General features: G+C 70.0%; 13 protein-coding genes. 3 read left to right on the top strand and 10 right to left on the bottom strand.

Features of this window, described 5'->3' with window-relative positions:
• Window positions 1-232: 232 nt before the first annotated feature.
• Entirely contained in the window at window positions 233-511 is a 279-nt protein-coding gene (locus tag AB0D93_RS15650) for a DUF4190 domain-containing protein (protein ID WP_362119269.1), read from the bottom strand.
• Window positions 512-543: 32 nt separating this feature from the next.
• Window positions 544-711 carry a hypothetical protein gene (locus AB0D93_RS15645; RefSeq protein ID WP_362119266.1) on the bottom strand — a complete coding sequence of 56 codons (168 nt, stop codon included), beginning with the start codon at window positions 709-711 and terminating at the stop codon, window positions 544-546.
• 144 nt (window positions 712-855) lie between these two features.
• On the opposite strand from AB0D93_RS15645, the gene AB0D93_RS15640 reads away from it, so the two are divergent.
• The gene (locus AB0D93_RS15640) at window positions 856-1,491 is read left to right on the top strand and encodes a TetR family transcriptional regulator (protein ID WP_362119263.1); all 636 of its coding nucleotides are present in this window, start codon (window positions 856-858) and stop codon (window positions 1,489-1,491) included.
• An 88-nt stretch (window positions 1,492-1,579) separates the two neighbouring features.
• Here AB0D93_RS15640 and AB0D93_RS15635 read toward each other — a convergent pair whose 3' ends face one another.
• Window positions 1,580-1,927, bottom strand: a complete 348-nt coding sequence (locus AB0D93_RS15635; RefSeq protein WP_362119260.1) for a hypothetical protein — start codon at window positions 1,925-1,927, stop codon at window positions 1,580-1,582.
• 95 nt (window positions 1,928-2,022) lie between these two features.
• Entirely contained in the window at window positions 2,023-3,000 is a 978-nt protein-coding gene (locus AB0D93_RS15630) for a YafY family protein (protein WP_362119257.1), read from the bottom strand.
• A 101-nt stretch (window positions 3,001-3,101) separates the two neighbouring features.
• Between AB0D93_RS15630 and AB0D93_RS15625 the strand changes: the two genes are divergently transcribed.
• Window positions 3,102-3,701 (top strand): TIGR03086 family metal-binding protein, encoded by a 600-nt coding sequence (locus AB0D93_RS15625; RefSeq protein ID WP_362119254.1) that lies wholly within the window; start codon window positions 3,102-3,104, stop codon window positions 3,699-3,701.
• A 187-nt stretch (window positions 3,702-3,888) separates the two neighbouring features.
• Here AB0D93_RS15625 and AB0D93_RS15620 read toward each other — a convergent pair whose 3' ends face one another.
• Complete coding sequence (locus AB0D93_RS15620; RefSeq protein WP_362119251.1) at window positions 3,889-4,752, bottom strand: thioesterase family protein; 864 nt, start codon at window positions 4,750-4,752, stop codon at window positions 3,889-3,891.
• A gap of 176 nt (window positions 4,753-4,928) precedes the next feature.
• Between AB0D93_RS15620 and AB0D93_RS15615 the strand changes: the two genes are divergently transcribed.
• Window positions 4,929-6,227, top strand: coding sequence for an alpha/beta hydrolase-fold protein (locus AB0D93_RS15615; protein WP_362119248.1), 1,299 nt, complete (start codon window positions 4,929-4,931; stop codon window positions 6,225-6,227).
• On the opposite strand, the gene AB0D93_RS15610 is transcribed toward AB0D93_RS15615, so the two are convergent.
• The 5 genes from AB0D93_RS15610 to AB0D93_RS15590 form a co-directional block, all read right to left on the bottom strand.
• Window positions 6,136-6,795: a trimeric intracellular cation channel family protein gene (locus AB0D93_RS15610; RefSeq protein ID WP_362119245.1), complete on the bottom strand. Its 660-nt coding sequence runs from the start codon at window positions 6,793-6,795 to the stop codon at window positions 6,136-6,138. The two genes, AB0D93_RS15615 and AB0D93_RS15610, sit on opposite strands and share 92 nt — an antisense overlap.
• 189 nt (window positions 6,796-6,984) lie before the next feature.
• Window positions 6,985-8,343: a dipeptide ABC transporter ATP-binding protein gene (locus AB0D93_RS15605; RefSeq protein WP_362119242.1), complete on the bottom strand. Its 1,359-nt coding sequence runs from the start codon at window positions 8,341-8,343 to the stop codon at window positions 6,985-6,987.
• A gap of 23 nt (window positions 8,344-8,366) precedes the next feature.
• Window positions 8,367-9,464 carry an ABC transporter ATP-binding protein gene (locus AB0D93_RS15600; RefSeq protein ID WP_362119239.1) on the bottom strand — a complete coding sequence of 366 codons (1,098 nt, stop codon included), beginning with the start codon at window positions 9,462-9,464 and terminating at the stop codon, window positions 8,367-8,369.
• Window positions 9,461-10,459, bottom strand: a complete 999-nt coding sequence (locus AB0D93_RS15595; protein ID WP_362119236.1) for an ABC transporter permease — start codon at window positions 10,457-10,459, stop codon at window positions 9,461-9,463. Before AB0D93_RS15595 ends, AB0D93_RS15600 begins: the two co-directional genes overlap by 4 nt.
• Window positions 10,460-10,570: 111 nt before the next feature.
• Window positions 10,571-12,361, bottom strand: a complete 1,791-nt coding sequence (locus AB0D93_RS15590; protein ID WP_362119233.1) for an ABC transporter substrate-binding protein — start codon at window positions 12,359-12,361, stop codon at window positions 10,571-10,573.
• Window positions 12,362-12,391 lie beyond the last annotated feature (30 nt).

The raw sequence follows: 12,391 nt of genomic DNA, 5'->3' as shown, positions 1-12,391 counted from the left end.
GACGTGCCTCGGCTGCGCCTGGACCTGGTGGCGCACACGGCCTGGCCGCGCCTGCCGTGCGCCGCGCCTCGGTCGCACCCGGGCCGGGTGGCGAGGTGCCGGGCGCTGTCGGCCGTGCCCACCCGTTCCGCCCCAGAGCGGAACGACTGCCCACGGCGGTGGCGGTGGCCGAGGGCCCGGTGGCCGGCCGGTCGCCCCGTCGTCCTCGGGGGCCGGCTCGGTCAGGTGGTGGTTACAGGCTCCACGACAGGGTGTGGGAGACGGCCATGGCGATCGCCAGGACGGCCAGGTCGGCCACGCCCAGGGTGAGGCCCAGCAGGGCTCGGCCGCGGCGGGTGGTGCCGCGCCAGAGGGCGACGGCGGCGAGGACGATGGCGATCGGGCCGAGGAAGACGTTGAGGACGAGCAGACCGAGAAGGCCGAGGATGAAAGACGCCACGGCCATGCCGTCGGCGTCACGCGTGGCCGGGCGGCCGCTGTCGCGGGTCGTGACCGGTGCGGTGAGTTGCATGGTGCTCAGCTCCTGGAAGTCGTTGCGGGCGGTCAGTTGGCCGACGTACGGCGCCGGCGGCCGTGGCGTTCGCGGATCGCGAAGATGCCGAGCCAGACGGCGATGACGGCGGCGACGGCCGCGGTGACGGCCAGCGGCGCGTGGGCCACGGTGCCCAGCACGACGCCGAGCAGCATGAGCGCGGCGACTAGGAACAGCATGGGATGAGATCCCCCTCCGAGATGCCCCGTAGCGGGCCGGTGTGAAGTTTGGGTGAACAGTTGTAGTAACAGTTGTTCACTGACTTCTACTCTAACGCGCCCCACGGCTTTCCAATTCCAGAGAACAGTTGTTAACTGGATGACATGAGTCACACCCTCGGCATCCGGCAGGCCCAGAAGCAGAAGACCCGGCAGGCGTTCCTCGACGCGGCGCTCGCGCTGCTGGAGGAGCAGAGCCTGAGCAGCCTGGGCCTGCGCGAGGTCACCCGGGCCGTCGGCGTCGCACCGACCGCCTTCTACCGGCACTTCCGTTCCACCGCCGACCTCGGTGTCGCGCTGGTCGACGAGGCGCTGGGCAGCCTGCATCCGATGGTGCGGACGACGGTGTCCGCGGCGGGCGACAGCGAGGAACGCATCACGCGCGCCATCGAGTTGATCGCCCGACACGTGGACGCGTACCCCGCGCATGTCCGGTTTATCGCCCGGGAACGACATGGCGGGGTGCAACCGGTACGGGAGGCCATCCGCGCCCAACTGGTCCGCTTCGCCGAGGAGGTGAAGGCCGAACTGGCCAAGGACCCCGGGGCCACGGGCTGGAACGACGACGACCTGCTGATGCTGGCCCACCTCTACGTCGACCAGATGCTCATCACCGCCTCACTGTTCCTGGAGGCGCTGGAGGCCCCGGCGGAGGAACGGGAGCGCGTCACCCAGCTCGCCACCCGGCAGTTGCGGCTCATCACCATCGGCCGCAGCCACTGGCTGGACCAGGCGGGCTGAGGCGCCGGGACACACGGCGGGGGGGCGGCACGCCCGACGCGCGTGCCGCCCCCTGCCGTCGTACGACCTCCGGGCCCCGGCCCTCCCCTCAGCCCTGCTGGGCCTGGTCCCCGGCCCGTCCGCCGCCCGGGCCGCCGCAGCCGCCGCCGGAGCCGCCCTGCCCGCGGGCTCCGTCGCTGGGCAGGCCCGAAGGCCGGCCGGAGGGGAGCGCCGACGGCCTGCCGCCGGGCCAGGCCGTGGGCCCGCCGGACGGCATCCCGCTCGGACGGTGACGCATGGCGTCGCCGGTGGGCATGCCGGAGGGCCGCCGGCAGCTCTGCCGCTGACCGGAACCGCCGCTGCCGGAGGAGGACGAGCCGCCCGAGCCGCACGCGGTCAGCAGCAGTGGCGACAGCGCGAGCAGAGCGACGGCGGGGAGGAGTCGGGCACGCTTCATGAGGGTCGGCTCCGGGAGGGATGAGGAAGTCCTGAGGATCCGCACTCAACCAACCGCGCCTTGGGGCGCCTTGGGCCCGCCCTGTGCCTGCGCTGTCAGTCCGGGACCGGGCCCGGCTCCTGGTACAGGGCCGTGACCGAACGGGCCGCCGACAGCAGTTCCGCGCGGGCCTCGGGTGGGTCGACGACTTCCACCTGGTCGGAGAACGCGAGGAGTTGGCGGACCGCGCGCAGCACCGGATAGGTCAGCCGGGCGGTGACCCAGTCGCTCTCGCCGTCGTCCTCGGGCGCAGCCGTCAGCTCGGCGGCGGCCACCCGCTGGAACAGGTCGAGCCGCTCGCGCCGTACCCGCACGGTGACCTCGAACCCGTCCCGCCGCTCCTCCACCCGGCGGCGCAACTCCTCCCAGGCGTCGGTCAGTTCGACGCCGGTGCGGCGCCGTACGGGCTCGTCCAGCGGCCGGGCCGAGCGGATCCGGTCGGCCCGGAACAGCTGAGGGGCAGCCCGCCGGTCGGCGACCAGGTACCAGACACCGGCCTTGGCGACCAGGCCGTACGGGTCCACGGTGTACGTCCGCGGCTCCCGCTCCCCGCTGTGCCGGTAGCGCAGCCTCAGGCGCCGGTCGGAGAAGACCGCGTCCTGGAGCACCTGGAGGTCGACGGCCTGCTGGGGGCCGCTCTTCCAGCGGGTGGCGTCGACCAGGATGCGCCGGCTGGTCACCTCCGCTGCGGGCCGGTGCGGCGCCGGCAGCGCGGCCATGACCTTGCGCAGGGCCGATCCGAGGGCCGCGTCGAGGCCGAGCGCGGCGTGGGCGCCCTGGGCGGCCAGGATGAACAGGGCGCGGGACTCGTCGGCGGTCAGTCCGGTGACGTCGGTGCGGAAACCGGCGAGGAGTTCGATGCCGCCGTGCCGGCCGCGCTCGGCGTAGACCGGGACACCGGAGGCCGACAGCGCCTCGACGTCCCGGTAGATGGTGCGGACCGACACCTCCAGCCGGTCGGCGAGTTCGTGCGCGGGGACGCGGCCCCGGGTCTGCAGGAGCAGCAGGATCGACAGCAGCCGGTCGGACTTCACGCGCCCCAGGATCCCGCCCGCGGTGGGCGCTGTGCAAATGTTGACGGAAGCTGTCAGGTTATTGCGTGATCCTCGTGCCACCGACTCACGAGAGGCATCCCATGACCACGACCGGCTTCACCGACCCGCGCCCCGTCTACACCCGCGCCACCGAGCAGGCGGCGGCCCTGATCAGGACCGTGCGCCCCGGACAACTCACCGGCCCGACCCCGTGTTCCGAGTTCGACGTCAGGGCTCTGCTGAGCCACATGGTCGGCGGTACCCGGCGGATCGCGGTGGTCGGCGAGGGCGGCGACGGCCTCGCGGTGCGGCCCGTGGCCGAGGGCGTGGCCGACGAGGAGTGGGCGGAGGCCTACGACGAGGTGCGCGTCCGGGTGCTGAAGGCCTGGGAGGGCGACGAGCGGATGACGGCCCCGGTGCGGGTGCCCTGGGGCGAGGTGCCGGGCCACGCGGCGCTCTCCGGCTATGTGATGGAGATCGTCACCCACACCTGGGACCTCGCCGAGGCCCTCGGCCACCCGCTCGAACTCGACCCGGAACTGGCCGAGTTCGCGCTCGGCAACGCCCGCGCGGTGCTGCCGGACTCCCGCCCGCGGGACGCCGGGACCCCCTTCGACAGCCGCCGCGAACCCGCGGAGGACGCCGGTCCGTACGAACAGTTGGCGGCCTGGCTGGGCCGCAGCCCGCTGAACCACACCTGACGGGCCCCCATCGGCCGAGCCACACAGAACTTGGGGGGGCGGCGGCGGTACGACCGGGGGCGACTGCGGGACGGCCGGAGGCGGCTGCGGGACGGCCGGAGGCAACTGCGGTACGGCCGGGGGCGGCTGCGGGACGGCCCTCCTGGCGCGTCCCCAGCCCGATCCCCCCGGCCGTCGCAGACTCCCGTCAGCCCAGCCTCACGCGGGCCAGCTGGCGGGACTGGGCGACCAGGCGGTCCTTGCTGTCCCAGACCTCGGCGTCCTCCTCCAGGAAGCCGCCGGCCAGGTTGCGGGTGGTGATGGACACGCGCAGCGGGCCGGGGGCCGGGCGGTGGCGGACATGGACGGTGAGTTCCACCGTCGGGACCCAGCCCTTGAGGCCGAGCTCGAAGGCCGTTGGCGGCAGCGCGTCCACCGCCAGCAACAGCGACAGGGGGTCGGCGTCGCGGCCGTCGGCCAGGCCGAACCAGGCGCGCATCTCGCCCTTGCCGGAGGGGGCGCCCAGGGCCCAGCCGAGGGTGGCGGGGTCGAGCTTGAGCATCAGGCGGTCGGCGATCGCCGAGCTGCCCTCCACCGGGGCGGGACCGTCCTGCGGGCCGAAGCACTGCTCCAGCGGCGGGATCGGGGGCGGCGTCGCCGTCGTACGGACGTCGTCGGGGAGGGCGGTGAGGTCGCCGTAGGAGGCGAGGACGCGGATGCGTTCGACCTCGTTGCCCTCGTCGTCGTACTGGAAGAGCGAGGCCTGGCCGGTGGAGAGGGTGCGGCCGGTCCGCACGGCCTGGGAGCGGACGACCGCCGGGCCGGGCTGGGAGGCGGTCAGGTAGTGCGCCGAGATGGTGAAGGGGTCCGGGTGCGGCAGGGTGTCCGCGAGGGCCCGGCCGAGCACGGCCAGCAGATAGCCGCCGTTGACGGCGTTGATGATGGTCCAGCCGGCGGAGAGGTCGATGTCGTGGACACCGGGCTCGCGCCGGACGACCGCGGTGTCGCGGTCGAACTCGCTGTCGCCGATCACGGCCCGCGACGGGGAGGGGGCGGAAGCTGCTTCTGGCATGGATGAACAGTACAACAGGAAATTACTAAGCGGTAGCTTTTCGCGGGGTTCCAGGAGGTGGCAGAATCCCCGCGAACGCCCCCGAGATCCCTCGGTCGGGTGAGGTTCCGGCAATTTCTAGGTAAGTGTCCGGACACGTCCACAACCCCGGGGCCCTGATTCCCCTCTATGGGGGCATGAGCCTCACCGGGACTCCGTTCCTCTACACGACCATCGTGCTGGCCGTGGTCGCCCTCATACTGCCGCTCGTCCTGTGGTCGAGGTTGCGCGGACCCAGGGCGCTGCGCACGGCAGCCCGCGTACTGATGCTGCTGTTCGCCCAGGGCACGGCCGTCACGCTGATCTTCGTCCTGGTCAACAACCAGAACAACCTGTACGACAACTGGGCCGACCTGCTCGGTACCGGCAACCACGTCCAGCAGGCCCAGGACCTGGGCAGCGACGGCACCGGCGGCATAGCGGTGAAACGGTTGCCCAAGGTCAGGCAGACCTTCTCGGCGGCCGAGGGGCCCGGCATGCACGCGGCGGGCGGAGTGAAGGTCACCCAGCTCAAGGGCCGGGTCTCCGGGGTGAACGCCGAGGTCTACGTCTGGCTGCCGCCGCAGTACAACGAGCCGGCCTACCGCAACAAGAAGTTCCCGGTGGTGGAGCTGCTGCCGGGCTACCCCGGTTCGGCGAAGGCCTGGTTCGGCTCCATGAAGGCGCACGAGCAGCTGCTGCCGCTGATGAGGAGCGGCCAGGTGGCGCCCTTCATCCTGGTCGCCCCGCGCACCAACCTGCTGGCCGGCGTCGACACCGGCTGCGCCAACATCCCCGGGCAGGTCAACGCCGACACGTGGCTCAGCATCGACGTGCCGAAGATGGTCACGGACAACTTCCGTGCCGAGCCGGCGCCGCAGGGCTGGGCCGTGGCCGGGTACTCCGCGGGCGCGCACTGCGCGGTCAAGCTGGCCGTCGCCCACCCGGACCGGTACCGGGCCGCCGTGAGCCTGTCGGGCTACAACGACCCGATCGGCGAGCGCAACTCCCTCGCCGCCCAGAACCCCGTCCTGCGCAACGAGAACAACCCCTACCTGTTGCTGAGGAAGGCCGCGGTGCCGCCCCGGATCGCGCTCTACATCTCCGGCGAGTCCGGCGACGGGTACCAGGCGGGCGTGGCCCTCGAAGCCATCGCCAAGGCGCCCACGACCGTGCACGTGGTGTTCCTGCCGCACAGCGCGGGCGGCCACAACATGGCGCTGTGGCGGCCCCAGGTCGACACGGTCTTCCGCTGGCTGACCCTGCAGATGGGCCAGAACCACGCCAGGGGCCAGGACAGGTCTCTTACCGGAGGCACCGGTTCTCTTACCGGGAACGCCGCCGGAACCACCGGAACGCCCGGGACTACTCCTCGGTCACCGTCGACCGGCGGTTCCACGCGCGCGGAGCTCGCCAGTGGAACCGCATCGCGAGCAGGCGCAGCACGAAAGCCGTGACGACGGCGAGCCCGCTGGTGAACGGCGTCAGGGCGTCGTAGCGGATGCACAGCACCACCATCGTGGCGCCGACGATCGCTGGGACCGCGTACAGATCGCGGTCCCAGCGCAGCAGTGAAGGCACCTCGTTGGCGAGCACGTCCCGCAGCACACCGCCGCCGACGGCGGTGGCGAGCCCCAGCGTCGCCGACGCGGTCAGGTTGAGGCCGTAGCTGTACGCCTTCGTCGTACCGCTGACGCAGAACAGGCCGAGGCCGGCCGCGTCGAAGACCAGCACCCCCGTCTGGATGCGCTCCACGTGCGGGTGCAGGAAGAAGACGACGAGCGCGGCGAGCAGCGGGGTGAGGAAGTACCCCAGGTCGGTGAAGGCGGCCGGGGGCACGGCTCCGATGACCAGGTCGCGGAACAGCCCTCCGCCCAGCGCGGTCACCTCGGCGAGGACGGCGATGCCGAAGACGTCGAAGTTCTTCCGGACGGCCAGCAGGGCGCCGGAGATCGCGAACACGAAGATGCCGATGACATCGAGCGTGTGCTGGACGGAGGGGCTGAAGATCTGCTGGAGCTGCACCCCTACATTCTCACCTGTAGGAAGGGGCGAGCCTTACAAAGCCAGGCTCGCTGGGCAGGCTTCCCTGTGGTGAGCAGCCAGGACCTGGAGCCGCACACGAGGGGGTCCCGGACGTGCCGAACGGGAGAGCGCCGAGTGCACGCTCTCCCGTTCAGGCATGTACATGACTTCAGTCGGTCATGTGCTGTGCTACTTGTCGGTCGACTCCTGGGACGCGGTCCCGGAGGCCTCGGAGGTCTCCTCGGCGGCCTCGTCGGCGGACGCCTCGGTGGTCTCCTCGGCGGGCTCCGCCGCGGACTCGGCCTCCTCGGCGGACGCGTCGGCGGCCGGCTCGGCGCTCTCCTCGGCCGACGCCCCGGCGGACTCCTCCGCCAGCTCCGCCGCCACCGCCGCCGACGTCTCCGCCGACTCCGCGAGGACCTCGTCGGCGACCAGCTCGGCCGCCTCCTTCGCGGCGGTGAGCAGGACGGTGTCCTGCGGGGCCTGGTCCTCGAAGTTCTCCGGGTGGTGGCAGGCGACCCGCTGACCGGGCCTCAGCTCCAGCAGCGCCGGCTCGGTGGTGCGGCAGATCTCCGTCGCCTTCCAGCACCGGGTGTGGAAGCGGCAGCCCGAGGGCGGCGAGATCGGCGAGGGCACGTCGCCCTTGAGCAGGATGCGCTCGCTCTTCGCGTTCTTCCGCGCCGGGTCCGGGATCGGCACCGCCGACATCAGCGCCTTGGTGTACGGGTGCATCGGCGCCTTGTACAGCGAGTCCCGGTCGGCGAGCTCGACGATCTTGCCGAGGTACATCACCGCGATCCGGTCCGAGACGTGCCGGACGACCGACAGGTCGTGCGCGATGATCACGTACGTCAGGCCGAGTTCCTCCTGGAGGTCGTCCATGAGGTTCACGACCTGCGCCTGGATCGACACGTCCAGCGCGGAGACCGGCTCGTCCGCGACGACCAGCCTCGGCTTCAGGGCGAGCGCCCGGGCGATGCCGATGCGCTGGCGCTGACCGCCGGAGAACTCGTGCGGATAGCGGTTGTAGTGCTCGGGGTTGAGGCCGACCACCGACAGCAGCCGCTGCACCTCCTTCTTGATCCCGCCCTCCGGCTCGACGCCCTGGAGCCGGAAGGGGGCCCCGACGATCGTGCCGATGGTGTGGCGCGGGTTCAGCGAGGAGTACGGGTCCTGGAAGATCATCTGCACGTCACGGCGCATGGGGCGCATGCCGCCCACGCCGAGGTGCGTGATGTCCTTGCCCTCGAACTCGATGGTGCCGGCGGTCGGTTCGAGCAGCCGGGTGATCAGCCGGCCCATCGTCGACTTGCCGCAGCCCGACTCGCCCACGACACCGAGGGTTTCGCCGGAGCGGACCTCGAAGTCGAGCCCGTCGACCGCGCGCACCGCACCGACCTGCCGCTGGAACAGGCCCTTCTTGATCGGGAAGTGCTTCTGGAGCCCGGTCACCTTCAGCAGGGTCTCGCCGGGGGCGGCGTCCTTGCTGAGGGTGGCCGTACCGGCGGACTTCTCTTCCTTGCCGTCGCTCTGTGCAGGGATGCTCACTGCCTTGTCCTCTGCGTTCTCACTCACAGCTTCGGCGCAATCTCTTCGGTCCAGATCCGTTCCCGCTGCTCCTGCGACATGTGGCAGGCGGCCCAGTGCTGGTCACCGACCACGGTCAGCTCCGGGCGGACCGTGCGGGTCAGGTTGTCCTTCGGCACGTCCGCGTACGGGCAGCGCGGGTTGAAGGCGCAGCCGGACGGGATGTTGATCAGCGAGGGCGGGGAACCCTTGACCGGGATCAGACGCTCCTGCTGGTCGCGGTCCAGCCGCGGCATCGAGCCGAGCAGACCCCAGGTGTAGGGGTGACGGGGCTCGTAGAACACCTTCTCGGCGGGCCCCCGCTCGACGCAGCGGCCGCCGTACATCACCAGGATGTTGTCGGCCAGTTCGGCGACGACGCCCAGGTCGTGGGTGATGATGATGACCGCGGAGCCGAACTCCTTCTGCAGGTCGCGGATCAGGTCGAGGATCTGCGCCTGGACCGTCACGTCGAGCGCGGTGGTCGGCTCGTCCGCGATCAGCAGCTCGGGGTTGTTGACCAGCGACATGGCGATCATGGCGCGCTGGCGCATACCGCCGGAGAACTCGTGCGGGTAGCTGTCCACCCGCTTGTCCGGCTGCGGGATGCCCACGCGGTCGAGCATCTCGATCGCCCGCCTGCGGGCGGTCTTCTTGTCGACGTCGTGGTGGATCCGGTAGGCCTCCACGATCTGCGCGCCGATCGTGTAGTACGGGTGCAGCGCCGACAGCGGGTCCTGGAAGATCATCGCCATCTCGCGACCGCGCAGCTTGCGCACGTGGTCGGGGTCGGCGGACAGCAGCTCGGTGCCGTTCAGCCAGATCTCGCCGGATATCTGCGCCTTGCGCTTGCCGTACTGGCCGGCGGTGTGCAGGCCCATGATGCCGAGCGAGGTCACGGACTTGCCCGAGCCCGACTCGCCCACGATGCCGAGCGTCTTGCCCTTCTCCAGCTGGAAGCTGAGGCCGTCGACGGACTTCACCAGGCCGTCGTCGGTCGGGAAGTGCACCTTCAGGTCGCGCACTTCCAGGAAGGAGCTCGGTGCGGGCGAGGAACTCGTGGGCTCGCCCACGGCCGCTCCGGTCTTGCTGAGTTCGGTCATGCGAGCCTCACTCGGGGGTCGATCACGGCGTACAGGATGTCCACCGCGAGGTTGGCGATGAGCACCGCGAGGGAGGTGATCAGGGTCACGCCCAGGATGATGGGCAGATCCTGGTTCTTGATGGCGGTCAGCACGGCCTGGCCGAGGCCGGGGATGCTGAACGTGGTCTCGGTGAGGATCGCGCCGCCGATCAGGGCGCCGAGGTCCATGCCGAGCATGGTCAGGATCGGGGTCATCGTGGAGCGCATGGCGTGCTTGCCGATGACGACGGGCTCCGTGAGGCCCTTGGCGCGGGCGGTGCGGATGTAGTCCTCACCGAGGATCTCCAGCATGGTGGCCCGGGTGATACGGGCGTACATGGCCGCGTACAGGAAGGCGAGGGTGACCCAGGGGAGGATCATGAAGCTGAACCAGCTGCCGACGTTGTCGCCGAACGACACGTAGTTGCTGGGGAACCACTTCACTCCGAAGACGAAGATCGCCGAGGCGAGCAGACCCGTGAAGTAGATCGGCAGGGAAACACCGCTGAGGGCGACGACCATCGCGCCGCGGTCCCAGAGGCTGCCCCGCTTGAGGGCGGAGAGCACACCCGCGGCGACACCGAAGACCAGCCACAGCACAGCGGCGCCGAGCGCGAGACCCAGGGTCACCGGGAAGCGCTGGGTCAGAACCGGCCAGACGGCCTGCTCGCTGCGGAAGGAGTAGCCGAAGCAGGGCGCGGCACAGTGGGTCACGTCACCGCCGGCCGCGTAGGTGCGGCCCGCGAAGATGCCCTTGAAGAAGTCCCAGACCTGAAGGTAGATCGGGTCGCCCAGGCCCAGCTTCTCGCGCACCGCCTCGACGGCGTGCGGGTCTGCCTGCTTGCCCACGAAGCTCGTGGCGATGTCCACGCCCGCCCACTTGGGGACGAGGAAGAAGATGCTGAAGACCACCAGGATGATGACCACCAGCATCACTGCGGCGGCGAACAGCCGCCTGATGAGGTAAGCGAGCACAGCTAACGGCCCGCCGCGGACCGCGGGCCCTTCGGAGGTCGTCCGAGGGGCCCGCGGCTCGCCGCGCCGGCCTTCACCTGCCTTTCGTGCCGTTCGGCGGGTGTGCCGGGTTTACTTCGTGGACTTCAGGCCGAGGTTGACGAAGTCGTAGTAACCGCTGTACGCGTTCGTCGTGTACACGTTGGCCAGACGCGAGGAGCGGATGTTGAGCAGCCGCTCGAAGGTGAAGGGCAGGTAGTAGCCACCCTCCATGACCTTGTGGTTGATCTCCGTGGAGAGCTGGGTCTTCTTCGACTCGTCCAGCGTGGTGGTGTACTGGTCGAAGAGACCGTCGATCGTCTTGTCCTTGATCAGAGCGTAGTTGTTGTTACCGCTCTGCAGGATGTAGTGGCTGCTCCACAGCGGGATGCCGTAGCCCTGGACGGTCGGGAAGTCCGGACCCCAGCCCATGATGATGATGCCGAGCTTCTTCTTCGCGACGTTCGAGGGCGAGCCGATGATGCCCGGGCTCTGCGAACCGTCGTACTGGTAGATGTCGGCGTTGATGCCGACCTTCTTCAGCGCGGCCTGCAGGGACTCGGCGGTGGCCACTTCCTGCGACTTGTTGTTGCGGACCGCGATGGTGGTGGAGAAGCCGTTCGGCTTGCCGCAGGCCTTCAGCTCCTGCTTGGCCAGGTCGGCGTTGCCGTTCTTGTTCTTGGTCGCGATCTGGTACGGGTCGTACTTCTGGCCCTCGCCACCCGCGAGCGTCGGCGGGAGCATGTTCGTGCCGATGTCACCACCGGCGATCGGGCCACCGCGGGCGGTCTGCAGCGACACGTGGTCGGCGGCGTAGATCACGGCCTTGCGGCAGTGGAGGTTGTCGAACGGCTTGACGCTCTGCGGGAAGACCGCGTAGCGGATGAAGCCGGAGACCGGGTTGTCCAGGTTGTCCTTGTGCTGCTTCAGGGCGATCTGGCGGCCCTGCGGGCCCAGGCCGGTCTGGGAGGCGTCCACGTCGTAGTCGCCGTTGATCAGCTGCTGGTCCGAGTTCACCTGGTTGGTGGAGATGTCCAGGGTGATCTTGTCCGGGTAGGCCTTGCGGACCGGGTCCGAGGAGGCCTTCCAGTTGGAGTTGCGGACCAGGACCAGGTTCTTGCCCGGGCTGTACGACTGGAACTTGTACGGGCCGGAGGAGAACGGGTGCAGGCCGTACTTGGACTTGGTGTCCATGTCCTGGCGGACCGGGGAGGCCGTCACCATCGCCAGCACCTGCAGGAAGTCCGAGTTGGGCTGCGGCAGGTGGAAGACGACCGTCTTCGCGTCCGGCGTCGAGATCGCCTTCAGACCCAGGTGGTCCTTCGAGGTGTCCTTGTAGGGACCCTTGTAGGTGTTCTTCGGGTCGAGCATCTGCTGGAGGTAGATTGGCCCGCCGGACAGGACGTCCTGCGCCCAGACGCGCTCGATGCCGTACTTGATGTCCTGCGAGGTGATGGCCTTGCCATCCTCCCAGGTGACGCCGTCGCGCAGGGTGAAGGTGTAGGTCTTGCCGCCGTCCGAGACCTTGCCCATGTCGGTGGCGAGGTCCGGGGTGAGCGTGGCGCCCTCGGCACCCGGCGCCGTCTTGTAGGTGACCAGCTGGCGGCTGTAGTAGCGGGAGAAGTCCCACATGAAGCCGTAGTAACCGCGCGTGGTGTCCCACGAGTCGGCGTCCTGCGTGCTCACGAACTTCAGCGTGCCGCCCTTTTTGACCTGGTCGGCCTGGGCGACCTTGTTGACCGCCGCGTTGAAGCCGGCCGCGCCGTTCTTCGAGCCGCTGTCGCCATTGCCACCGCCGCACGCCGCCGTGGTCAGCAGGCCGGCGACCACTGCGGCAGCGGCGAGGGCCTGCTTGCGCCGCCCTGAGGTGCGTTGGGTGTTCACGATCTCGGATCCTCCGGATTTGATGAGAGA

This window comes from Streptomyces sp. NPDC048191 (assembly GCF_040652655.1).
Taxonomy (GTDB): domain Bacteria; phylum Actinomycetota; class Actinomycetes; order Streptomycetales; family Streptomycetaceae; genus Streptomyces.
The sequence above is the reverse complement of the archived record's forward strand: the minus strand, read 5'-3'. Positions and strand labels throughout refer to the sequence as shown.